At 45.5% G+C, this 24,281-nt stretch carries 21 protein-coding genes; 10 read left to right on the top strand and 11 right to left on the bottom strand.

Annotated features, from left to right (window positions below; translation table 11 throughout):
• Position 1 precedes the first annotated feature (1 nt).
• Entirely contained in the window at positions 2-1,327 is a 1,326-nt protein-coding gene (tolC, locus tag QQ041_RS22985) for an outer membrane channel protein TolC (protein ID WP_285955142.1), read from the top strand.
• A 116-nt stretch (positions 1,328-1,443) separates the two neighbouring features.
• Here the strand turns inward: tolC and hldE are convergent, their stop codons facing one another.
• From hldE to QQ041_RS22970, 3 genes are all read right to left on the bottom strand, one after another.
• Entirely contained in the window at positions 1,444-2,874 is a 1,431-nt protein-coding gene (hldE, locus tag QQ041_RS22980) for a bifunctional D-glycero-beta-D-manno-heptose-7-phosphate kinase/D-glycero-beta-D-manno-heptose 1-phosphate adenylyltransferase HldE (RefSeq protein ID WP_285955141.1), read from the bottom strand.
• A gap of 120 nt (positions 2,875-2,994) precedes the next feature.
• Complete coding sequence (gene glnE, locus QQ041_RS22975; protein ID WP_285955140.1) at positions 2,995-5,844, bottom strand: bifunctional [glutamate--ammonia ligase]-adenylyl-L-tyrosine phosphorylase/[glutamate--ammonia-ligase] adenylyltransferase; 2,850 nt, start codon at positions 5,842-5,844, stop codon at positions 2,995-2,997.
• Between the two features lie 224 nt (positions 5,845-6,068).
• Positions 6,069-7,325 carry a methyl-accepting chemotaxis protein gene (locus QQ041_RS22970; RefSeq protein ID WP_146490511.1) on the bottom strand — a complete coding sequence of 419 codons (1,257 nt, stop codon included), beginning with the start codon at positions 7,323-7,325 and terminating at the stop codon, positions 6,069-6,071.
• A 97-nt stretch (positions 7,326-7,422) separates the two neighbouring features.
• Here QQ041_RS22970 and QQ041_RS22965 point away from each other — a divergent pair, with 97 nt between their 5' ends.
• The gene (locus QQ041_RS22965; RefSeq protein ID WP_146490510.1) at positions 7,423-8,172 is read left to right on the top strand and encodes a potassium channel family protein; all 750 of its coding nucleotides are present in this window, start codon (positions 7,423-7,425) and stop codon (positions 8,170-8,172) included.
• A gap of 51 nt (positions 8,173-8,223) precedes the next feature.
• Here QQ041_RS22965 and QQ041_RS22960 read toward each other — a convergent pair whose 3' ends face one another.
• Positions 8,224-9,741: an inorganic triphosphatase gene (locus QQ041_RS22960; protein ID WP_146490509.1), complete on the bottom strand. Its 1,518-nt coding sequence runs from the start codon at positions 9,739-9,741 to the stop codon at positions 8,224-8,226.
• A gap of 207 nt (positions 9,742-9,948) precedes the next feature.
• Between QQ041_RS22960 and QQ041_RS22955 the strand changes: the two genes are divergently transcribed.
• From QQ041_RS22955 to QQ041_RS22945, 3 genes are all read left to right on the top strand, one after another.
• The gene (locus QQ041_RS22955) at positions 9,949-10,629 is read left to right on the top strand and encodes a TIGR00153 family protein (RefSeq protein ID WP_010434644.1); all 681 of its coding nucleotides are present in this window, start codon (positions 9,949-9,951) and stop codon (positions 10,627-10,629) included.
• A 128-nt stretch (positions 10,630-10,757) separates the two neighbouring features.
• On the top strand, positions 10,758-12,020 hold the full coding sequence (locus tag QQ041_RS22950; protein WP_017061418.1) for an inorganic phosphate transporter: 1,263 nt from the start codon (positions 10,758-10,760) through the stop codon (positions 12,018-12,020).
• 205 nt (positions 12,021-12,225) lie between these two features.
• Positions 12,226-12,837 carry a TIGR04211 family SH3 domain-containing protein gene (locus QQ041_RS22945; protein WP_019826861.1) on the top strand — a complete coding sequence of 204 codons (612 nt, stop codon included), beginning with the start codon at positions 12,226-12,228 and terminating at the stop codon, positions 12,835-12,837.
• A gap of 104 nt (positions 12,838-12,941) precedes the next feature.
• On the opposite strand, the gene QQ041_RS22940 is transcribed toward QQ041_RS22945, so the two are convergent.
• Positions 12,942-13,895 (bottom strand): general secretion pathway protein GspB, encoded by a 954-nt coding sequence (locus QQ041_RS22940; protein WP_146490507.1) that lies wholly within the window; start codon positions 13,893-13,895, stop codon positions 12,942-12,944.
• A complete protein-coding gene (locus QQ041_RS22935) occupies positions 13,895-15,562 on the bottom strand; it encodes an ExeA family protein (RefSeq protein WP_285955139.1) in 1,668 nt (555 codons plus the stop codon). Before QQ041_RS22935 ends, QQ041_RS22940 begins: the two co-directional genes overlap by 1 nt.
• Before the next feature lie 36 nt (positions 15,563-15,598).
• Here QQ041_RS22935 and QQ041_RS22930 point away from each other — a divergent pair, with 36 nt between their 5' ends.
• The gene (locus QQ041_RS22930; protein ID WP_285955138.1) at positions 15,599-16,915 is read left to right on the top strand and encodes a multifunctional CCA addition/repair protein; all 1,317 of its coding nucleotides are present in this window, start codon (positions 15,599-15,601) and stop codon (positions 16,913-16,915) included.
• 100 nt (positions 16,916-17,015) lie between these two features.
• On the opposite strand, the gene QQ041_RS22925 is transcribed toward QQ041_RS22930, so the two are convergent.
• The 3 genes from QQ041_RS22925 to folB are packed head-to-tail and all read right to left on the bottom strand — an operon-like array spanning position 17,016 to position 18,673.
• Positions 17,016-17,819, bottom strand: a complete 804-nt coding sequence (locus tag QQ041_RS22925) for an undecaprenyl-diphosphate phosphatase (RefSeq protein ID WP_004735967.1) — start codon at positions 17,817-17,819, stop codon at positions 17,016-17,018.
• A gap of 15 nt (positions 17,820-17,834) precedes the next feature.
• Positions 17,835-18,317 carry a 2-amino-4-hydroxy-6-hydroxymethyldihydropteridine diphosphokinase gene (gene folK / locus QQ041_RS22920; protein ID WP_146490505.1) on the bottom strand — a complete coding sequence of 161 codons (483 nt, stop codon included), beginning with the start codon at positions 18,315-18,317 and terminating at the stop codon, positions 17,835-17,837.
• Positions 18,314-18,673 carry a dihydroneopterin aldolase gene (gene folB, locus QQ041_RS22915; protein ID WP_146490504.1) on the bottom strand — a complete coding sequence of 120 codons (360 nt, stop codon included), beginning with the start codon at positions 18,671-18,673 and terminating at the stop codon, positions 18,314-18,316. The genes folK and folB overlap by 4 nt, the downstream gene beginning before the upstream one ends.
• Positions 18,674-18,811: 138 nt before the next feature.
• Between folB and plsY the strand changes: the two genes are divergently transcribed.
• Entirely contained in the window at positions 18,812-19,408 is a 597-nt protein-coding gene (plsY, locus tag QQ041_RS22910) for a glycerol-3-phosphate 1-O-acyltransferase PlsY (protein ID WP_061019074.1), read from the top strand.
• 57 nt (positions 19,409-19,465) lie between these two features.
• Here the strand turns inward: plsY and QQ041_RS22905 are convergent, their stop codons facing one another.
• On the bottom strand, positions 19,466-20,281 hold the full coding sequence (locus QQ041_RS22905; protein WP_285955137.1) for an alpha/beta hydrolase: 816 nt from the start codon (positions 20,279-20,281) through the stop codon (positions 19,466-19,468).
• A gap of 106 nt (positions 20,282-20,387) precedes the next feature.
• Positions 20,388-21,404 (bottom strand): tRNA (adenosine(37)-N6)-threonylcarbamoyltransferase complex transferase subunit TsaD, encoded by a 1,017-nt coding sequence (gene tsaD, locus QQ041_RS22900; protein ID WP_019826876.1) that lies wholly within the window; start codon positions 21,402-21,404, stop codon positions 20,388-20,390.
• Between the two features lie 258 nt (positions 21,405-21,662).
• On the opposite strand from tsaD, the gene rpsU reads away from it, so the two are divergent.
• From rpsU to dnaG, 3 genes are all read left to right on the top strand, one after another.
• Complete coding sequence (gene rpsU, locus QQ041_RS22895; RefSeq protein WP_004396009.1) at positions 21,663-21,878, top strand: 30S ribosomal protein S21; 216 nt, start codon at positions 21,663-21,665, stop codon at positions 21,876-21,878.
• A gap of 25 nt (positions 21,879-21,903) precedes the next feature.
• The gene (locus QQ041_RS22890) at positions 21,904-22,347 is read left to right on the top strand and encodes a GatB/YqeY domain-containing protein (protein WP_017069475.1); all 444 of its coding nucleotides are present in this window, start codon (positions 21,904-21,906) and stop codon (positions 22,345-22,347) included.
• A 119-nt stretch (positions 22,348-22,466) separates the two neighbouring features.
• Complete coding sequence (dnaG, locus tag QQ041_RS22885; protein WP_017061408.1) at positions 22,467-24,218, top strand: DNA primase; 1,752 nt, start codon at positions 22,467-22,469, stop codon at positions 24,216-24,218.
• Positions 24,219-24,281 lie beyond the last annotated feature (63 nt).

Genomic DNA, 24,281 nt, shown 5'->3' with positions numbered 1-24,281 from the left:
AATGAAAAAACTGCTTCCACTATTTATCAGTGCAGCAATTGGCAGCCTGAGTTCATCAGCTTTTGCTGATACGCTAGCTGAAGTTTACGACCAAGCAAAACAGAACGATCCACAACTTCTTCGTTCAGCAGCGCAGCGCGATGCCGCTTTTGAAGCAGTAACGTCAAGCCGTAGTGATTTGCTACCACAAATTAACCTAACAGCGAACTACGACATTAACCGTGGTGACAGAGATACTTCAGGTCAAGGTAGCTCAAGTATCGATAACAACACTTGGGGAGCAGCTATCGGCTTCACTCAAGAGCTTTATCAACGTTCTTCATGGATCACGCTCGATACAGCAGAAAAAAGTGCTCGTCAGGCTGATTCAGCATACGCGGCAGAGCAACAAGCTTTGATCCTGCGTGTAGCAACCGCATACTTCGAAGTACTTCGATCTCAAGATAACCTAGAATTTGTTCGTGCCGAAAAAGCAGCAGTTGCTCGTCAACTAGAACAAACAAAACAACGTTTTGAAGTAGGTCTTTCAGCAATCACCGATGTACATGATGCACAAGCTCAGTACGATGGCGTTTTGGCAGACGAAGTCTTAGCAGAAAACACTCTGATTAATAACTATGAAGGTCTACGTGAGATCACAGGTCAAGAACACTCTAACCTAAGCATCCTAGATACTGACCGTTTCTCTGCAAGCAAATCTTCCGAGTCGGCTGTTGCACTTGTTGAACAGGCTGAGCAGAAGAACCTTAGCCTACTTGCAGCGCGTATCTCTCAAGACGTAGCAAAAGATAACATCTCACTAGCAAGCTCTGGTCACTTACCAAGCCTGACATTAGATGGTAGCTACTCTCTTGCAGATCAATCAAACAGCTCTCAAGATTATGACCAAGACAACCTAAACCTAGGCTTGAACTTAGTTGTACCTCTATACACGGGTGGTAACACAACTTCATTGACTAAACAGGCTGAATACAACTACGTTGCAGCAAGTGAAGACTTAGAAGCAACCTACCGCAGCGTTGTAAAAGACGTACGTGCGTTCAACAACAACATCAGTGCTTCGATCGGTGCTCTACGCGCTTACGAACAGTCTGTAGTTTCTGCTCAGTCTGCTTTAGAAGCAACTGAAGCCGGCTTTGATGTAGGCACTCGTACTATCGTTGACGTATTAGATTCGACTCGTCGTCTATACGACGCGAACAAGAACCTTTCAGATGCTCGTTACAACTACATCCTAAGTGTACTTCAGCTTCGTCAAGCGGTTGGTACTCTAAGCGAACAAGATATTGTTGATGTAAACGCAGGTCTAAAAGTCGCAAGTAAGTAATTCTAAATTACACTAGCTACAGCTACAAAAATGCCGCTCATTGAGCGGCATTTTTATTATCTATTCAAAGCGATATTTACTGCCTAGCTAAAAGCTTAGCACCAAAAGACTAGAAACTAGCCTCGACCACCCTTAATCGCTTTAATAATTTCAGTCGTAGAGCAGCCATCTTCAAAGTTAAGTACTTTCACTTCACCGCCAGCTGCAATTACTTCCGCACCACCAGCAATATCTTCAGGTTTGTAGTCACCACCTTTCACAAGAATGCTTGGTAAAACCTCAGAGATCAAACGTTGAGGTGTGTCTTCAGAAAACGGCACAACCCAATCAACTGCACCTAAGCCAGCCAATACCGCCATACGGCGATCGGTTGGGTTCACAGGGCGACCAGGGCCTTTCAAGCGCTTAACAGACTCGTCAGTATTAACGGCAACGATCAAGCGGTCACCTAGCTCAGCTGCGTGGTTCATGTAAGAAACATGGCCGGCATGCAGAATATCAAAGCAGCCATTGGTCATAACGACCTTCTCACCTTTCGCTCGAGCACGTTTCACTGCTTCAACCAGTGCAGCTTCCGAGATCACACCATAATCTGTGTCTTGGCTACCGTGAATCGCTTCCGCTAACTCAATCGTAGACAGTGTAGATGTACCAAGCTTACCAACTACCACGCCAGCAGCCGCATTCGCTAATGCACACGCTTCATCAAGTGGTTTCCCCGCAGCAACAGAAGCCGCCAGAACTGAGATAACCGTATCTCCAGCACCCGTCACGTCGTACACTTCTTTCGCTTGAGTCGGTAAATGGAATGGTGCCTGACCTTTACGTAGTAACGTCATACCGTTCTCACTGCGAGTCACCAATAAAGCTTCAAAGTCATACTTCTCGATCAAGGCAATACCCTTCTCGATAAGATCTTCTTCTGACTTAACTTTACCTGCAACTAGCTCAAACTCTGCCATGTTTGGTGTAAGTAATGTCGCACCACGGTAGCGCTCTAAATCCGCGCCTTTTGGATCGATGAATACTGGAACATTTGATGCGCGTGCTTTTTGAATGAAGCTCTGTACATGCTCTAATGCACCCTTCGCATAATCTGACAAGATAACCGAGCGGACATTTGGCAGTGCTTGCTCCATGCGAGACAGAATAAGCTCTGGATTGGTGTTTTCAAATTTGTCTTCAAAATCAAGACGAATCAACTGCTGACCACGGCTCATCACTCGTAGTTTTGTGATGGTTGGATAGTCTTCTAACTCAACAAAATCACACTTAACCTTCAGCGCACCCAAAGTGTTTTTCAACACCTCGGCTGGCTCATCTTTACCTGTTAAACCAACAACATGAGCATGACCGCCAAGCGAGGCAATATTCATTGCTACGTTAGCAGCACCACCAGGGCGCTCCTCGTTATTTTCTACTTTTACCACAGGCACTGGCGCTTCTGGTGAAATACGGCCAGTTGGACCATACCAGTAACGATCAAGCATGACGTCACCGACAATAAGAACACCTGATTGGCTGTAGTCAGGTAGAATTGGTTTCATTGTTGAGCTCCAAAAATCGAATCTGGCTAGAGTCTAGCACACTGATTACAGTGGCTAAACCTTAGAAAAATGAGTAAAGCCTACCTCGATAGGCACTGTGACAGCTAAGCGAAAGACAAGCTACGCTTCCATCCACTGCTTCCATGCTTGAACAACATGTTCTCTTTCCATTTCAAACTTTTCAATCGCCACATCCGCATCAAGATTGAGTAGATTACGGTGGTGGATTTCATCTCTTAACGTTGTATAAGCATGGGTTAATGCCATCCCTTGTTGCTCGTCCATAATCCCTTGTGACAACAGGCTTTCAAAGATTCTGACATTGTCACACCAACGAGTAAGCTTTGGCTTCTCATTACTGTATCGAAGGACTAAATATTGCGCCAAGAATTCAATATCGGTAATGCCACCAGCATCCTGCTTTAGCATGAATCGATCAGCTTTTTTACCGCCGAGGTGATCACGCATTTTTTCTCGCATATCCACTACCGCCTTCTTCAACGTTGCTTCATCACGTTGTAGGCATAACACCTCATGACGTGTTTTATTGAATGCGGAAGCCAATAAGTCATCGCCGTAAATCATGCGAGCGCGTGTCAAAGCTTGGTGTTCCCAAGTCCACGCGTCATTGTGCTGATACTCGTCAAAGGCATCGGTTGGACTCACCAACAGGCCAGATGCACCAGAAGGGCGTAAACGAGTGTCGACTTCGTACAGAATGCCGGAAGCGGTTCTGGTCGAGAAAATATGAATAATACGCTGCGCTAATCTTAAGTAGAATTGGCGTCCATCGATCTCTTTCTTACCATCAGTATAGATATGTACCGGGCAGTCATGCATAAACACAATATCGAGATCGGAATTATAGCCAAGCTCCCAACCGCCCACTTTGCCATAACCGACAACAGCAAAACCACGACCTTCACGATCTTTAAGATGTGTCGGCTCACCAAACTTTGCTGACACCTGTAACCAAGCCTGGTTAACTCCGGCTTCAACAATGGCTTCCGCTAAGTAGGTCAAATGATCACTAACCTTCATGACAGGTAGAGCACCCGCAATATCCGCAGCTGCGATCCTCAAAATACAAGTCTGCTTAAACTGACGCAGACCTTCCATCTGTTGCTCCATATCATCTTCAGGGATACGGGCTAGGTAATCACGCAATTCGGTCTTGTAAGACTCTAAGGGTACTGGATTGTAGAGTTGCTGAGGATCGATAAGTTCATCTAACAGAATTGGGTAACGACCCAGCTGTTCTGAGATCATCGGGCTTGCTGTACATAAGCGAACTAACTGAGTCAACGCAGCAGGGTGTTCATCTAGTAGTTCAAGGTAAGTGGTACGCGTAACGATTTTTTGCAGTAGATGCAGCACTCGAGATAAACCAAACTCGGCATCCTTAGCGGTGTACAGCGCTTGAAACACTTTAGGCATCAAGCGATTCAGAACTTCTCGTCCACGTGGGCCAAGGGTTTTTTTAGCCAAATCGGCTTTAAACTGAATGATCGTTCTCGCAGCTTCAGGCGGGCTAGCAATCGCAATATCATGCTCCAGTACTTGTTCAATCACGTCTGGTTTATGGGCCATATCCCACAGTTCACTAAAGTGACTCGCGATTGGATTGGCGTCATCTTCATCGACACCAATCAGATCTTCGAACACAGTATGTACATTCGCCATATGAGTTCGAGTTGCCGCAATCAAACTGTCCCAATCAGTGAATTGCATTGCGACAGCGAGTTGCAACTGTTCGAATTCACCATCAGGTAAGGTTTGAGTTTGCTTATCAGCCATCGCTTGTAATAGGTTCTCAAGGCGACGCAGAAACAGGTAAGCCTCGCGTAAATGCCTTACCTCTTGGGACTCTAGCAGATGAAGAGACTCAATCGCACTTAACGTTTCCAATAGACCTCTACCACGAAGGCTAGGTTCACGCCCACCACGAATCAATTGGAAAACTTGCGCAATAAACTCCACTTCACGAATACCACCAGAGCCAAGTTTGATGTTATTTGAGAGGCCACGACGGCGAACTTCACTGCTGATCATCGACTTCATACGACGCAAAGATTGAATCGCACTGAAATCAATATAACGACGGAAAACAAACGGGCGTAACATTTGGCGAAGCTCTTGATACTCAGGATACATTTCGCTGCCCATCACTCGCGCTTTGACCATCGCGTAGCGTTCCCAATCACGACCTTGTTCTTGGTAATAATCTTCCAGTGCCGCATAGCTCATCACAAGTGGACCACTCTCACCAAATGGACGTAAACGCATGTCGACTCGATAACAGAATCCATCAAAGGTTTGCTGGTCAAGTGCCTTGATAATACGTTGCCCCAAGCGTGTGAAAAATTGTGCGTTGGCGATACTTCGTCTTGCACCCTGGGTTTCGCCATTCTCAGGATAGGTAAAAATCAGGTCAATATCAGAAGAGAAATTGAGCTCACCACCCCCTAGCTTGCCCATACCAATGATCAGCATCGGTTGTGCTTCACCTTGTTCATTACAAGGTGTACCCCACTCTTTACAACAAATATCGTACTGCCATTGATAGGTCTCGAAGATCATCGCCTCAGCCAACATCGATAGGTGACTTAAGCTCTGTTCTAGCTCCCATGAGCCCATAAAATCACGCCAAGCAATGTAGGTCATTTCTCGATTGCGAAATTGACGCAGCACGCGCTGACCGCTCATTTCATCGGTGCAGCCAGAAAGTAATTCAGCCAGTCGTTCTCGGTACCCTTCAGCACGTTCTTCGCATGCCAACATATTAGGTAAATCACCACATAAAACCGTATCACGCTGCAAGCAATCACTAATAAAACAGCTTAAACCGAGTACACGTTTAAGATCCTCAGTCAGTGGCTCAGGCCAAGTATTGATGGCTTCACTTTGATGCTCTAATAATTGCTCAAAAGCAGACTGTGAGTGAGTGACGATTTGAGAAGGCAATGGCATGTTTCTTCCTTGTATAAGCTGCGCGCTGAACAATCGGTTTATCGATTCAGTTCTTCAATAACGAGTTTTCATAACTAAAGATAAGTTATACCAAAGTTACGCCAATAAAAAACGCCCACATTAGCAATGTGGGCGTTTTATCGATTAACTTATCTGGTTGAGCTTACAACCTAGAAAAAGTCTCTGGGAATAAGCCTTTACGGATGAAGATTAGGTGCTAAGGACTAAACCTTAAATTGCTTAATCTTACCGTCGAGTTCTTGCGCGTTGCTCTCCATAAGCTGAGAGGTCTCTAACAGCTCACCAACAACCACAACTGAAGCTTCGACAAGTTCACGAACATTGGTCAGGTTGACACTCATCTCTTCTGCAACGCTGCTCTGTTGACCTGCAGCTGTCGCGATTTGGAAGTTCATGTCATTGATTTGGTTAACTTGGCTTACGATACCATCAAGCTCTGTGCCAGCATTAGTCACCAAATCAACGCCTTCAGCCGCTTCAACAACACTCTTCTCCATCAGCTCTACCGCAGAATTAGCACTGCTTTGTAGGTGACTGATCATGTCCTGAATCTCTACCGTCGCTTGTTGAGTACGCTGCGCAAGGTTACGAACCTCATCGGCAACAACCGCAAAGCCTCGACCCGCTTCACCTGCACGCGCCGCTTCGATCGCAGCGTTCAATGCTAAAAGGTTTGTCTGTTCTGAAATGCCTTGGATAGTACCAACCACACTACCAATTGAGTCAACGCGCTCTTCAACTTGGTTTACCGCTGCTGCAGATGCTGCGATATCTGAAGATAACTCACTCATCTTAGAAACTGAGCCTTGAACGAACTTCTGACCGGTCAATGCTTGGCCTGATGCCTGTTCCGTCAATGAAGAAGCGCTTTGTGCATGCTCGGCTACAGTTTGCACCGTAGAGGTCATCTCGCTCATTGCTGTCGCAAGCTGATCGATCTCATTGAACTCTTCTTGAGCTGACTCTTTGGTTTCAGACATGCTGATGGTCATCACTTCCGTCAGAGCAAACAGTTCATCAGAAGAGGCCACCTGAGTTTTGATCATGTCGTTCAGTTGGACACGAGTTTTTTCAAGTTCACGTGCCACATCGCCGTATTCATCTTTACAATCCATTTGAATCGGCACTGATAGGTTCTTATCGGCCATAGTTTTAATTGCGTCATTAAGGTATTGAGTCTGACGCAGCATAACGCGAGCCGCAGCTAATAGAAGAATCACAAACACAATGATCATCAAGGCTGTTTGCCAAGCCACTTGAACTAGGTAAGTCTCGTAATGCTGTTGTGCGACTTGCGCATTGTTGGTTACAGCAAGCAATGAATCGTAAAACGTACTTGCGTCCCAAAGCTGCTTCGAAATGATCAAGATAGTGCTGAATATCATCAGCATAATCATTTTCGGAACGAGACGAACGTCAGAGATTATCCTTTCCCACGGCTTGAATGACAGTTTAGTCATTGTCAGTTCTCCATTAATTCTTATATATTGATGGCTTCTATATCCGCGAGGTGGCTATGTCAGTCAAAGTTCGCGATTTATTTTGAGCCTCGTATGAATGTTGAATAATACCAAAGACGCCACTAAGCCGATGAGCTTATTGTCACTGATTCTCTCTTTCTTAGCGTTATTTGTGATCTCAGGCTTATTGTTCGTACCGATCGATAAAGAATCGAAACAAGTCCTTATCGGCCTCGATTTTATAATCTGTAGTGTTTTTCTTTTTCAGCTCACTATTGATCTATTCAGATCACAAAACAAAAAAGAATATATAAAAGTACACTGGATCGATTTCTTGGCAAGCATCCCAATGATCGAGCCTCTTCGTTTCGCTCGCATTTTTCAGATCCTGCGTGTCATTCTTGTTCTTCGTTCGGGTAAACGCGTTCTCAGAGAGCTATTTCGCAACCGCAAAGAAACCACCCTCGCCTCGATTATATTGCTGCTGGTCATTCTCCTGACCATAGGAGCCGGAACAATACTGCTGTTAGAGCACAAAGACCCCAACGCCAACATTACCACTGGACAAGATGCTTTGTGGTGGGCTTTCGTTACCATCAGTACCGTAGGATATGGCGATCATTATCCAGTCACGAGTTCAGGAAAATTAGTCGCTTCTCTGGTAATCATTTGCGGTGTGGGTGTGTTTGGTATGATTTCAGGCTTGATCACTTCTTTGATTACCTCCCCAACTCACCTTGAGAATCAACGCGCTGAAAGCAAAGAGAAGCATCTTGAGAAGATCATTGAGCAACAACAGAAAATCCTCGAACGACTAGAGAAGCTCGAACAACAAATAAAAAAATAGGGCCGAAGCCCTATTTTCAAATTCATACTTATATTGATACAGGTGTTGAATTTAGTCTTGCCAATATGGCTCAACCTCAACACTGATTTGGCGTGTCTGTTCCATCGCATGCAAAATGGACACTTCTTGACGAGCCAACCAACGCTCTAGCTGAACCTTCTCATCGCCTTCCAACTTCTCAGTTAACGGCTCTAATGTTTTCAGTGCCAGCAAGTCATCAATGCCTTGCACCATATCGGCCCATGGCAAACGGAAGCTGTTGCGCTCATCGTCGTCATACAAACTCGCAAAACCGACGCCAGAGTATAGATTACGCATCAAACGGTATTGCTGATCGATATACGCTTGGCTGGTCATCACTCGCTCTGGAGGGAAAGCTTCCATCAAGTCAGCCCATGTACGATCGAGTTGCTGCACCGAAAACCATTCGATACCACGCCCCATTTGTTCACGCGCTTTCTCATCTAAGAAAGGTTGCCAGCCACGAGATAAGATCCAGCGGCTCAGATCTAACAATAAACCAGTGTAACGAGCAGAGCTCAACAAGGTAAGCAGCTCTTCACGATCGGGAAGTTGCTCTTGCATCTCTTTAAGCTCAGCAACCAAGAACTTGCGCGCATCGAGTTTACGTAGCACATGGCCTTTATCTTCCAACAAGTCTTCGAAGTGATCATAGCTTTTCAGCCAATCGAGCTCTTGCTCAAGCCACTTGAGCTCTTGGCGTAAAATAGCACTTGCACGTCTTGGGACAATACCACCATAGATAGTGAAGGTTTGACGAATAAAGCTGAGCGAGTGGCTGATCTCATGCAGTGCTTCAATAGATTGGCGCTCGGTGAAGATCTGCTCATGATAGTGCCAATGAGCGAGAGCGTGCTCTAAAGATTGAATGAAACACGATTCAACGGTATCACTTTTATCAGTATCAACTAAAGTCAAAGGAGTAACTTCATCTCCTTGATAACCTTGAGCAAGGCGGTAACCCTTAGCTGCTTTACTTAGGTTACCCAAACGCATGCCACCTTGCTCGCAGAATTGACGAGACAATGTAAATAGCGCATCCGTTTGACCGGATTTAAGCTCCAATTCGACTTCGCAAATCGGTTCTTGCAGGTCGCCTGATTCAACGAAGCCCTGGTCGAATGCGACCTCGACTTGGCTACCATCAGGCATACCAATCAACCACTGCTCACGCGTGAAGTTGGTAGAGAATAGAGGAGTCAGCTCAGCTTGCAACGTTTCGATGTCTTTACCTGCTGGCCAGATGTCCTCTGGGTGCAGGGCTAACTTAGGTTCGTTGCTGTCGTGTTCTGCATTGTATTCAGGCCTTTGATGTAGGCCAGCAACCACACGACCAGCCGTCTTTACGGTTTGTACAAATACGTCATCAAAGCGTCGAATGCGTAAGCCTGTATCGTGCTTACGTAGCCAGTTGTCAGCGGTGTCAAAGTAGATGTTACCTAGCTCACGACAACTGTGCTGAAGTACTTTAGTTTCAGCAATTTTATTGCGTAAAGTCTCTGAAAATTCAGGAGAAACAAAAAACTTCAGTTCTATCTCGGTTTCCATAGTTATACCTTTCTGTGAAGATAGGGACAGGATATTGCCAATTTGAAAAGTCGGCAAGTCAGAAATATCGCCCTTATGATGATCTAAAACAGTTTTAATGAGAGATTGATTAGGTTAACATGCGCGACTTTGTAGCCATCGCTTAACATTTCACCATGAATATGGTGTATGTTGTTTTAAGGTTATTATTTATTAGGTTGGATGACCATGCCAGTAAATACAATTATGGGGTTATTTGCAAAGTCCCCAATTAAACCTTTGCAGCGTCACGTAGTATGCGTGAACGAATGTTGTTCTCACCTAGTTAATTTCTTTGAAGTTTCTTCAAAAGGTGACTGGGAAAAAGCATCAGAAATTCGAGCTCAAATTTCTCACCTTGAGAAAGAAGCTGACGTACTAAAACGTGAAATTCGCCTTAAACTTCCTCGTGGTTTGTTTATGCCAGTTGATCGCACCGATATGTTGGAGCTATTAACGCAACAAGACAAACTCGCAAACCTAGCGAAAGACATTGCTGGCCGTGTATATGGTCGTCAACTTGTCATTCCTGCTCCTATGCAAGAAAACTTCATCGCTTACGTTAAACGTTGTCTAGATGCAGCGAACCAAGCACAAAACGTAATCAATGAATTAGACGAATTACTTGAGACTGGCTTTAAAGGCCGTGAAGTAACACTCGTTGCCGAAATGATTCATCAATTAGATGTAATTGAAGATGACACGGATGCGATGCAGATCGAACTACGCCAACAACTAATGGCGATTGAAGGCGACCTGAATCCAGTTGATATCATGTTCTTATACAAAATTCTTGAATGGGTTGGTGGTATTGCAGATCAAGCACAGCGTGTTGGCGCTCGTCTTGAAGTAATGCTTTCTCGATCTTAAATCATACGTTAACCATATAACGAAGAGCATTTTTTGAACAAACCACTTATGCGCTGAGTATTTCTCTCGCTGAGCGGTTTTTTGCGTCTAAATTTGTTCCGCTTGTTATCAAACAACTAGGTATTACGATGGATATCCTTGCTAACTACGGCACTGTCCTGATTATTGTTGCAGCAGCTTTCGGTTTCTTGATGGCTATTGGTATTGGTGCAAATGACGTTGCGAACGCAATGGGCACTTCAGTAGGCTCTAAAGCTCTAACCGTTAAACAAGCGATCATTATCGCAATGATCTTTGAATTCGCAGGTGCTTACCTTGCGGGCGGCGAAGTAACAGACACGATCCGTAAAGGTGTTATCGAAACGTCTCTATTCGCTCATCAACCTGATGTACTTGTGTACGGCATGATGTCAGCACTTCTTGCTGCTGGTACATGGCTACTTCTCGCTTCTTACATGGGCTGGCCTGTTTCTACGACTCACTCAATCATCGGTGCAATCATCGGTTTTGCTTGTATTTCTGTAGGTACTGAAGCGGTAGACTGGAACAGTGTTCAAGGTATTGTGGGCAGTTGGATTATCACACCCGTTATTTCCGGCTTCTTCGCTTACGTGATATTTGTAAGTGCTCAACGACTGATTTTTGATACAGAGAACCCGCTATTCAACGCGAAGCGCTTTGTACCGGTGTACATGTTCATTACAACAATGGTAATTGCACTTGTAACCATCAAGAAAGGTCTTAAGCACGTTGGTCTTCACCTAAGCAACACTGAAGCATGGGTTTGGGCTGCTGGCGTTTCTGCACTTGTTATGATCGGCGGTTACCTATACATCCAGAAGAAATTTGCTAATCGTGAAGAAGACCACGGCTTTGCCGGTGTTGAAGGCATCTTCTCGGTACTAATGGTTATCACAGCGTGTGCGATGGCATTTGCACACGGTTCAAACGACGTTGCGAACGCGATTGGTCCACTGTCTGCTGTTGTATCAACCGTTGAACACATGGGTGAAATCACAGGTAAGAGTACTATCGCATGGTGGATTCTTCCTCTAGGTGGTTTCGGTATCGTTGTTGGTCTTGCAACAATGGGTCATAAAGTAATGGCAACCGTTGGTACTGGTATTACAGAATTAACACCAAGCCGTGGCTTTGCTGCACAACTTGCAACGGCATGTACGGTTGTACTAGCTTCAGGTACTGGTCTTCCAATCTCTACTACACAAACACTCGTTGGTGCGGTATTAGGTGTTGGTTTTGCTCGTGGTATCGCAGCACTAAACTTAGGCGTTGTACGTAATATCGTGGCTTCTTGGATTGTGACACTGCCAGCAGGTGCTCTACTTGCTGTTGTGTTCTTCTACGGAATTCAAGCTGCGTTTACTATGTAATCGCGACTGCGTTAGTGAATACTAGCGTCAGAATAGTGTGAGCTTCAGTAACGATATGTAAATGCCATGTCATTATTGACTCAAACGCACAGAAAGGGAGGCTTTGCCTCCCTTCTTTGTTGCACCGCATAAAGAAACTAAATATTATTTGCTGATTGAGGCTGACTCATACGCCTACCCAATTTGAATCGTTAAGGGATTTACTGTGAAAAAACTGATTAGCTTAGTTTTGTTCGCAATGCTTGCGGCTCCAGCTGCCTTTGCACAAGACCGTTATATTGCTGACAAACTATTTACTTATATGCATTCTGGCCCAAACAACACCTTCCGTATCATCGGCAGTGTTGATGCTGGTGAAAAGATTACATACCTACAAACTAACAAGAGCACGGGTTACACCCAGATTCAAGACAACCGCGGCCGTAAAGGTTGGGTTGAAAGTAAGTTTGTAAGCACAAAAGAAAGCATGGCACTACGTATGCCCAAGCTAGAGAAAGAGCTGACTGAAGTTAAAGGCAAGCTAGCGAACGCTCGCCAGAGTGCTGACAGCGAAAAAGCAGGCCTAGCGAGCTCTCTAGATTCTCGTAACAAGCAGATTGCTGAACTTGAGCAAAACTACAGCGAGATTAGCCAACAGCTAACGAGCTCTCAAACAGAGAACCGTGAACTGCGCGCTAAGCTAGACACTCAAAAAGACGACCTACTATTAAAGTACTTCATGTACGGTGGTGGTGTTGCGGGTATTGGTCTACTTCTAGGCCTTGTTCTGCCACACATTATGCCTCGTCGCAGAAAGTCACCAAACGGTTGGGCGTAGACTTAACGCTTGTCTCAGGTACAGTAAATTCAGTATCGAATATCAAAAAGGAGCACCGAGGTGCTCCTTTTTATTTGCCTGTCATCTAGTGCCCTTGAAACTCGCTAGCCTTTCCACTCGTACAGAGCTGGGATTTCTATCTTCTGCTGGTTGAACTCTATGATCACCGATTGTGGCTTAATCTCGAGTAACTGAATGTCTCGCCCAATCCAATCCCCTTGCGCCACCTCTTGGCCATTCACTTTGACCCAACGCTTGGTTTCGCTACTCGAATACATGTGAGTTTGTAAGTCTAACTTAGGTAACACCCCAGACAAGCTATTGGTATGCGTTTCCAACTCAATGACCTGTGACCCTACTTGTCCTGCAGGTCTTGAATCCATCGGTTCAGGTGCGCTTTGTTGATCACCCATGATAGATTCAAGCTTCAATGCTAAATCAGGTGGTAACTCACTGAGGTCTAGCCCTTGCAATAAATCACTGTCCGATTGCAGAGCCCTACCCTCATTGCTTGCACCTGGCTGAACCTCAGGCTGAGCCAGTGATAGCTCTGACTCTTCTGATGTTCGCGCACTGCTCTCCGAGCTAGCAACAGGCACAATAGCTCCACCAGCGACATTCGTACTTTCAGAGTCAATCTTTGCATACATTTCTTGGCGCGGAAGTGTTTTCAAAGGTTGGCTTGCCGGTGCCGGACGAACGGCGAACAGTACTTCGTCTTCCGCACCCGCTGACGCGGCTTCCATGCTTGCTATGTCAGCCTCAGATATTTGAGAGTCAAAGTCTGACGGAAGCTTTAACTCTGGTAGATCTACATTGGCAACTTGGCTAATCGAGTTTTGCTGTTGATTGTATGATTGATAAACCAAGGTACCGCCTACCAACAAAGAAGGCACAAGCAAAAGAAGTAACCCCATGGCTAACGACGAACCACGTTTGTTGCTGATGCCCTTTGCCGAGTTCGGCACATGGTGATTTTGGTAGCCTTTAAAGCTAGGTTTATTGATAGATGATTGTGTAACCGAAGACTGATTCAGCTCGTGCATAATACGTGACATTAGCTTGCCCCTCCACTTAATGACATCAACTTCGGAGAATCAAGCTGAGCTAATCTTTGCAACCTTGCTAATGTTCGTTGACCTGCGATGCCGTCAACCGACATACCTTGCCAAGTTTGAAACGCTTCAACCTTCATTTTTAATTCGTAATCAAATACATCACTACCAGACACAACCTCTCCCAACACCTCAGAAAGCAACAAATCGAGCAAAGCCACAGCTTCACCTTGGTAACCCTCTTTCAGCGTCTCTCGCAGCGGCTGTTTCCAAACCGCGACATAATCACCCTGCCAGATCTGCTCTAGAGATTGCTTAGGCATGACTAAGAGTTTTTCGTTAACCAGTAGTTCGACAGAATCTTGTGATACGCCATAAAGCACAGCAAACACAGATTCTTGTTCTATGTCTAAGTTCAACACCACAGGAACACCTAACTCAAGTAGGTCATCCAAGCTAGATTGTTGCTGTTCACATACGAAAACACTTTGCGGCTCGCTTAGACATAAACCGTCTCGCAATGAAGACTGGTATCCCCAAAGGGTGTATAAATCCTTGATAGCCAGCGAGCGGTTAGTCCCTTGCATCAAGTGTTGTTGAATATGTGCTGGCAGTGCGAACTTGTCTGTCTCAAACTCAACCACCTCAGGCGTATCCGCGACTAACGACCGTTGCATCTTTGCTGAGCCTACAGCTTGGACTTCATTTGAAGGTTTGGTTGTTAACCATGAATCTATGTACGTTGGGGCAAAGTTAAAGGTTGCCATCGCAAGTGCGACACTCAAGGTAGCTGCACCAGCGTACTGAACGAGCTTTGGTAGCACGCTCGCTGCGCGAGGTTTATCGACATGATAAACCTCGGCCTGAAAGGACATAACCTGCTGACACGCTCGGTTAACCGTTTCATTGCTCGGTGTTTGCTCTCCCTCATGAAAAGCTAACTGCAGCGCCTTATCACACACCAAGTTAATCAGCCTTGGAATGCCATGAGTATATTGAGCAATCAGCTTGACGGAGCGATTCGAGAACAACATCTGCTCGCCACCTGCCGTCTCCAGACGAAACGCGATGTACTTACCGGTCTCTTCAATATTGAGAGGCAATAAATGGTAACGCCCTGTAATACGCTGCGCCAATTGACGCAGTTGCGTGGTCTGCAAATGCTGTTGTAATTCAGGTTGACCAACCAACAATACTTTTAATAGCTTACGACTGTCTGTTTCCAAATTGGTCAGAAGGCGAAGCTGCTCCAACACATCGGCAGCAAGGTGTTGAGCTTCGTCTATCACCAATAAGGTTTGAATGCCCTCTGCATGGCTATCCAATAAGAAGTAGTGAATCGCCTGACTCAGCTGCTTCAGCGATGCTTGTTCTGGGTACTCGACCTCAAACTCATCGCAGATAGCTTCAAGTAAATCTGTATTGGAAAATGTAGGGTTAAGTATAAGGCCGGCTTGAGTCTGATTATCGAGTGAAGACAACATCGCCTTAGCGACCGTTGTTTTCCCTGTACCCACCTCACCAGTAAGCATCGCAAAGCCCCCACCCTCGCCTAAACCGGCTTGTAGGTTCTGCATTGCCTCTTGGTGGCGCTGACTCAAAAACAAATAGCGAGAATTTGGTACAATCGAAAATGGCATCTCAACGAAGCCAAAATATTCCTTATACATGTGCTGCCCTATAATTACGATTAATGGAAAGTACCATTGCTCGCAGTAAAGTCCAGCAGTGATAAAACATTTCGAGGTGATAAGTTGCAAATATACGATAGCCTACCAAAAGACAATGGGCTACAGCGCTATCTAGTCGGTGGAGCGGTACGCGATAAGCTGCTCAATATTGATAGTTATGATAGAGATTGGGTCGTGGTAGGAAGTACCCCTCAAGAAATGGAAAGCCTTGGCTTTACTGCTGTCGGAAAAGATTTCCCTGTATTCTTACACCCAAAAACCAAAGAAGAGCACGCACTGGCTCGTACGGAGAGAAAGTCAGGTTCGGGTTATACAGGTTTCGAGTGTTACTTTGCACCAGATGTGAGTTTGGAAGAAGACCTCATGCGTCGCGATCTGACTATCAACGCTATTGCTCAAGATGATGAAGGCCAACTTTATGATCCTTACCATGGCCAGAAAGATCTCTCCGATCGTATCTTAAGACACGTATCGGACGCTTTTGTTGAAGATCCTCTTCGCGTGCTACGTGTGGCTCGCTTCGCCGCCAAGCTTCACCATCTCAACTTTACAGTTGCCCCAGAAACCATGGTGATGATGGCAACAATCGTTGAATCAGGAGAACTGGCACACCTTACAGCCGAACGAGTTTGGCAAGAGTGGCACAAATCACTCAGTACACCACACCCAGAAGTGTTCCTTTCTGTATTGAAAGAGTGTGGTGCATTGGCAATCGTATTACCTGAGATTGACGCTCTATTTGGCGTCCCTCAACCTGAGAAATGGCATCCTGAAATCGACACAGGCATTCACACTCTGATGGTTGCTCAACAAGCTGCACTATTAAGCCCATCGTTACCGGTACGCTTTGCTGCTCAAGTGCATGACTTAGGTAAAGGCGTTACACCTGAAAGTGAATGGCCAAGCCATAAGATGCACTGCCACACAGGTGTTAAGATCATCAAGAAACTGTGTGAGCGAGTGAGAGTGCCCAATGAATTCAGAGACCTCGCACTATTAGTGTGCGAGCAGCATTCTAATATCCATCGTGCTAGTGAGCTCAAACCTACAACCATCCTTAAGGTTCTCAACAAGTTCGATGTTTGGCGTAAACCAGATCGACTCAACGACATCTTGCTTTGCTGCCAAGCTGACCACGCAGGCCGTAGAGGGTTAGAAGATCAGCCTTACCCTCAGAAAGCGCGTTTTGAAGCGGCCTATCAAGCGGCGCTTCAAGTTGAAGTAAAAGCGATCATTGCTGATGGCTTTAAAGGTAAAGATATTCGAGAAGAGCAAGAGAAGCGCAGAGCGGTGGCTATTGAAGGCTCTTTATCAGAACTCACTGATAGTTAGTCTTCACTCCGTTAGTAAGCACGCATTAAAAAACCCGCAACTAAGCGGGTTTTTCCGTTTCAATCTGTAGGACGAAACATTTGTCTTCGTAAGTCGAGCGCTACTGCATCATCAAGAAAGCAAATAGACCAAAACCTAGAATCAGGCGGTATATAACAAACGGTGTCATACCCATACGAGAGATCAGCTTCAAGAAGAAGTGGATACAGATATAAGCACTAATGAAAGAAACCACGATTCCCGTTAGCAAAGTGCCCACATGAATTGGGTCACCACTGGTCACTAACTTCAGACCCAAATAACCACCAGCTAGAGTGATGATTGGGATAGACATCAAGAAAGAGAATCGAGCTGCTGCTTCACGTGTAAAACCAAGATACAGCGCCGCGGTAATGGTTGCGCCAGAACGAGACGTGCCCGGAATGATCGCCATTGCTTGAGCAAGACCAATAAATAACGCCTTTTTCCAACCCGCTTGGTATTCGTCATCACGCAGGCTTGAGTTCTTATCCACCCACCATAACAACAGACCAAAGATAATCGTTGTCGTTGCGATCACCCACGCGCTACGCAGATAAAGCTCAACAATATCTTTCATCAACAGACCAAAGATACACGCAGGAATCGTCGCGAGAATGATCATCCACGCTAACTTCGCTTCCTTGCTGCGATCGCCTTTAAACACTGAACCAAAGAATGCGCTCAACAAAGAGACGACTTCTTTACGGAAATAGATCACTACTGCGGCCAAAGTACCGACATGGACAGCAACATCAAAAGCCAAACCCTGATCTTCCCAGCCTAAAACCGCTGATGGAAGAATCAAGTGTGCAGAACTGGAAATAGGTAAAAACTCAGTAAAGCCTTGCACCAACGCCAACATAAACGCTTCAAAATAACTCATTACTTACCTTAAAAATTATAGTTTTATATCTACGACAGAGAGCGAGTCTAATTGCTGCATCTTCTGCCATATTTCACTGACGGTTCTTCCGTCTTGCGGGATCACTCTCGCAGGACAAAGATCATAAAGCGGTTGCGTTACAAAAGGATATTTGTAGATATCACTGCGTGGTAATTCTGGTTCGCGCTCAGAAACCACCTCTCCAAACAGCACAATATCAAGATCGAGTTTTCGATCTTGAAGTTTGTGCGCATCTTGAGAGCGACCCCATTTAAACTCAATTGTACGCAGCTGCTGTGAAAATTCAGTCAATGAGAGTGACGTGTCGAGCTCTATCACAAAGTTATAAAACGGATGGCTATTAAAACCCACGGGCTCACAGTGATAGATTTTAGAACATTTAAGGTTAGTCCCTAACGATTGAAGCTCTGTCCATGCCACCCTTGCATGCTTATCGCGGTCTATGTTCGTGCCAACGCCAACATAGGCTATTGTCATGCTTGACCTCGTTCGATGACTACGCCAACGGCTTTTGCTTGCGGCACTGCGCCCGGTTTAGCTAAACGGATTTTAATCCAAGGTACAGAGAATTGAGTCATGATCAATTCAGCGACTTCTTCTGCCACACGCTCCACCAATAGGAATCGGCCATTCGCAATATGGTCAAGCACAGCAGTACTCACTGTCGAGTAATCCAAAGCATCAACCACATCATCACTCTTACCTGCTGGGCGGTTGTCATGAGCCATTTCAATATCAAGCACAAGTTTTTGTTTAATCTCTTGTTCCCAATCGTAAACACCGATCGTTGTAATTACTTCTAGCTGTTCAATGAAAACTTTATCCAATGCCATGACTTGTCCTTTTAGAGGTCGGATACCCATATTGGGGAAAAAAACGTATTATTTGCGTAATTCGAGATATGATATCAATTACTCTTGGATTGAGCATTATTTTCCCATCGCTAGGCTTATAACCGTTTAAGGAAAGACATGACCCCATTGGCACTAATCATGATCATTGCAGCCTATTTGCTAGGTTCAATCTCTAGTGCGGTCTTGATATGCCGAGTCTTAAGACTTCCTGATCCAAGAACGGTAGGCTCCAATAACCCTGGAGCCACCAATGTACTGCGCGTTGGCGGCAAAGGCGCAGCTGCTGCTGTCCTCCTGTGTGACATGCTGAAAGGCACCATCCCTGTCTGGCTTGGCTACTACCTCAATATCGACTCGATCATTTTAGGTGTAGTGGCGATTGCTGCTTGTCTTGGCCATATGTACCCAATATTCTTCCACTTTAAAGGTGGTAAAGGCGTCGCAACTGCACTCGGCGCTATCGCCCCAATAGGATTCGATCTAACCGGTATGATCATGGCGACTTGGTTGATTGTGGCTTTTTTGTTTCGTTACTCTTCTTTAGCGGCACTGGTTACTGTGTTGCTCGCACCTTTCTACGCTTGGTTAGTCAAACCTCAATACACACTGCCTGTAGCCATGTTGTGTTGTTTGATTGTGCTACGTCACCATCAGAATATCCGTCGCCTACTCGATGGCAGTGAGCCAAAACTCGGACAAAAAAAATCGGCTTAACCTTATATATCCGTTTGAATATACAGGTTTAAGCCGATCATTTTAAGGGTAAGAAGGTTACAGCAGGTGCTTATCTAAAAACGTCTTCAGCATTGTGTTCACAAACTCTGGTTGCTCTAACGAACTAATATGACCAGCGCCAGGAATCACCACTAATTCACTGCCCGTAATGCAATCGTGCATTAAGTATGACTCAAGTACCGGACGTGGTTTATCTTCCTGTCCTACAGCAATCAAAACAGGCAGAGCAAAGTTCTCTACCGACTCAATCATATCTCGACGTCCAAACACCATTCGACCAATTCGAGCCACTTCTTCAGCGTTCTCGCCCTCAAGAGCAGATAACTGCTGAGTAAAACCTTCCACTAAAGTTGGCGTATTGGTTTGAGCATCATTCGCAAAGAACAGTGGGACAACCGCTTCAACAATCGGTTGAGGAACCATCTTAGTTTGAGAAATGGTGTCTAGCATGCTGAAGTATTTCGCATGGGCAACTTCTGGCTCTAAACCAACAAAGGTATCCATAAGTACCAAAGACTTGATTCGTGCAGGCGCTAATTCGGCAAGTTCCGTGCCCCACATACCACCAACCGATAAACCAACCACTGAGAACTTATCGATGTTTAGGTGATCAAGCAGTGCCAAAACATGTTGAGCGTAATCTTTCAGGTTACGCATCGAGTTCGGAGCAGCTTGTGATTCACCATGAGACCAAAGCTCTGGAACAATGCAGCGATACTGAGCTTTTAGAGCCTCAACCTGTGGCTGCCACATTGCACTATCCCAAAGATAGCTGTGACCGAATACAACAACAGGGCCTTGACCTTCATCTAGGTACGCCATCGATTGATTGTCTACTGTGAACTTGTTCATCTTCTTCCCTAATCTCTATCAGCAATTATTTATCGACATACAGTCGGTAAGCTAGGATATAAAAACGGCCGCACAAGGCGACCGTTTATCGAAACACTATAGTCAATTACGCAATTGGCTCTAGCTGGTCAATAGGCCAACGCGGTGTGGCATGAACAGACAAATCAGCCGTTTCGCCATTCTTCAAGCGCTGCATGCCCGCATAAGCGATCATCGCACCGTTATCTGTACAGAATTCTGTGCGTGGGTAGTACACCTCACCACCGATTTTCTTAGCAAGAGCTTCAAGCTCAACACGCAGTTGTTTGTTGGCACTTACACCGCCAGCAATCACTATACGTTTCATACCCGTTTCAACCAAGGCGCGCTTACACTTGATTACTAAGGTTGCACAAACGGCTTCTTGGAAGGCATAAGCGATATCAGCGCGAGTTTGGTCATCATTATCGTTATCACGAATGGTATTCGCTGCGAACGTCTTCAGACCAGAAAAGCTCATATCTAACCCCGGACGATCGGTCATTGGGCGCGGGAACTTAAAACGACCCGGAGTGCCTTTTTCCGCCAAACGAGATAGCAGTGGACCACCAGGGTAATCTAAGCCCATCAGTTTCGCGGTTTTATCAAACGCTTCACCCGCCGCATCATCAATCGATTCACCAAGGATTCGGTATTCACCAATACCTTTCACTTCTACCATCATGGTATGCCCGCCAGAAACCAGCAGAGCCACAAATGGGAATGGTGGTGGGTTATCTTCTAGCATTGGCGCAAGAAGGTGACCTTCCATATGGTGAACAGGCACAGCAGGCACGCCCCACGCATAAGCAATACTGCGACCAATCGTTGCACCAACCAGCAGTGCACCCACTAAACCAGGGCCAGCTGTGTAAGCCACACCATCAATGTCTTTCGACGTTAGGTTCGCTTCAGCTAATGCCGCTTTAATAAGAGGAATTGTTTTTTTCACGTGGTCACGCGACGCTAGCTCAGGCACCACACCACCGTAATCGGCGTGCAACTTTACTTGGCTATATAATTGATGAGAAAGCAGCCCTTGCTCATCATCATAAATCGCGATTCCTGTTTCATCACAAGAGGTTTCAATACCAATAATGCGCATAATTTTCTCGGCACGCTTTCGTCTAAAATGGGAAATTAGCGCAATATTACCCTGCCTAAGCTCTTCAAACAAATATTGTACAGACTATAATCGACAAAGTGCTTTACAAAGCCACTGTGATCGGATTAAAATTCCGCACCATTTTTGATCAAGCTGGTTAATGGCCAAACACGAATAGAGAGTTAGCTCGATGGGTAACTTCTCTGATTTGGTACTGAGTAGCCAGCGATAATGAATAACCCCTGAGGTGAAAGGCATATGCCAATAGTTAAAGTACGTGAAAACGAACCGTTCGACGTTGCACTACGTCGTTTCAAGCGCTCTTGTGAAAAAGCAGGTATCCTTTCTGAAGTTCGCCGTCGCGAGCACTACGAAAAGCCAACTACAGTTCGCAAACGCGCTAAAGCAGCAGCTCAAAAGCGTCACGCTAAGAAGCTAGCTCGCGAAAACGCACGTCGCGTTCGCCTGTACTAATAACTTAATCCATAAGGACTGAGTTATGGCTCTTATTGAACAACTCAAAGAAGAGCAAAAATTAGCGATGAAAGCCAAGGACAAACCGCGCCTTGGCACTATCCGCTTAGCTCTTTCAGCAATTAAGCAACGTGAAGTTGACGAACGGATCACTCTGAACGACGACGACATTCTTGCTGTATTAGTTAAAATGGTTAAGCAACGTCGCGATTCTGTTGCTCAATATGAATCGGCAAATCGTCAAGATCTTGCTGACGTGGAAAAAGCAGAAATTACGGTACTTGAAGGCTTTATGCCTCAACCGCTAACTGATGAAGAAGTTATTGCACTACTTGATAGCGCAATCGCCGAAGCTCAACCAGCGGGCATGCAAGACATGGGTAAAGTAATGGCTATCTTGAAACCACAAATTCAAGGGCGTGCAGATATGGGTAAAGTTAGTGGTTTAGTTCGTTCTAAACTCGCTTAATCCCAAATCAAATTGCAACAAGCCGTGCAATCCTTCGGAACGCACGGCTTGTTTGTATCTGTAACCTATTCAAACTATTATTATCCACACTCTCAGTTAGTGCATTTTTCTAAGGTTTTATGGCAGGACACATCCCGCGTAGTTTCATCGATGATCTCCTAGCGCGTCTCGACATTGTCGACATTGTAGACGCACGCGTGAAACTTAAGAAAAAAGGTAAAAACTATGGTGCTTGTTGTCCATTCCACAACGAAAAGACCCCTTCTTTTAGCGTAAGCCAAGAAAAACAGTTTTATCACTGCTTTGGTTGTGGCGTACACGGTAATGCTATCGACTTCATTATGGAGTTCGAACGTCTCGATTTTGTTGAAGCTATTGAAGAGCTTGCCTCTTTCTTAGGCCTCGATGTTCCTAGAGAGCAGCGCAGCGGCGAGATATCAACAGCACCAAGAGCCAACAGCGAACAAAAACGTAACCTCTACGATTTGATGGGCGGCATCAGTAATTTTTACCGCTCTCAATTGAAAATATCAGCCAACAAACCTGCGATTGATTACCTAAAGAATCGTGGTCTTTCGGGCGAAATCGTCCAGAAGTTTGGCATTGGTTATGTGGCCGATGAGTGGGACTTAGTTCGTAAGAACTTTGGCCAACAGAAGGAAGCACAAGACATGCTCGTGACTGGCGGCATGTTAATCGAGAACGATAAAGGTAACCGATACGACCGATTCCGTGGACGCGTAATGTTCCCGATTCGCGATCGGCGTGGCCGAGTTATCGGGTTTGGTGGTCGCGTATTAGAAGACGGCACACCAAAATATCTGAACTCACCAGAAACGCCTATCTTCCATAAAGGTAAAGAGCTTTACGGCCTTTATGAAGTGCTGCAGGCCTACCGTGAACCGCCGCAAATACTTGTGGTTGAAGGTTATATGGATGTCGTGGCACTTGCGCAATATGGTGTCGATTACTCAGTGGCATCACTGGGCACCTCGACAACTGGCGACCACGTTCAAATGTTGTTCCGTCAAACCAGCACTGTGGTTTGTTGTTACGATGGTGACCGAGCAGGTAAAGAGGCCGCATGGCGCGCACTAGAAAACGCGCTTGAATACCTGAAAACCGGTAACACGCTTAAGTTTCTATTCTTGCCCGACGGTGAAGATCCAGACAGCTATATTAGAGAGCATGGCAAAGCCGCTTTTGAACAGCTGGTCCACAATGCGACGCCACTGTCGACCTATTTGTTCGATAACCTGATTGAAATACACAAGTTAAACTTGGGAACAACCGAAGGGAAATCAGCACTGCGTGCACACGCCAGCGCCTTGATTAATAAAATCCCTGACAGTTACTTCCAAGAATTGCTCGAAAAACTGCTCGATGAGCGAACTGGATTTGATAACCAATTGAGACGTGCGCGTGTTCATACACAGAACCCGACACCTCAACCACATAAAGAGCTGAAGCGCACTCCAATGCGTGAAGTTATCGCTTTGCTTATCCAAAATCCGAGCTATGCTGATATGGTACCGGATTTATCAAGTGTCAAAGGCTTACAGTTGCCCGGACTAAGTTTATTCGTCGAAGTACTTGATAAATGCCACGAGCATCCCCATATCAACACAGGCCAATTATTAGAGCATTGGCGACACAATAAACATGAGGCTCTTCTGTCTCGTCTCGCGAGCTGGGAAATCCCCCTCGACGAAGACAATCAAGAAGACATATTTTTAGACTCATTGGACAACATACTTGCCCAGTGCGTTGAAAAACAAATTGAAAACCTGCAGGCCAAAGCAAGAAGCGTCGGTTTATCAGCCGAAGAAAAAAGGGAGCTACTAGCTTTAATGCTAGATCTAAAAGCGTAACCCTGTTTGATTAGTCAGCATTTAATAAATTTGTTAACATAATTGGTTTGCATTTGAGAATGC

Origin of the sequence: Vibrio sp. TMPB1044 (assembly GCF_030442075.1) — a bacterium.
GTDB classification, from domain to species: domain Bacteria; phylum Pseudomonadota; class Gammaproteobacteria; order Enterobacterales; family Vibrionaceae; genus Vibrio; species Vibrio satsumensis.
This window is presented reverse-complemented; position numbering and strand designations above follow the sequence as displayed.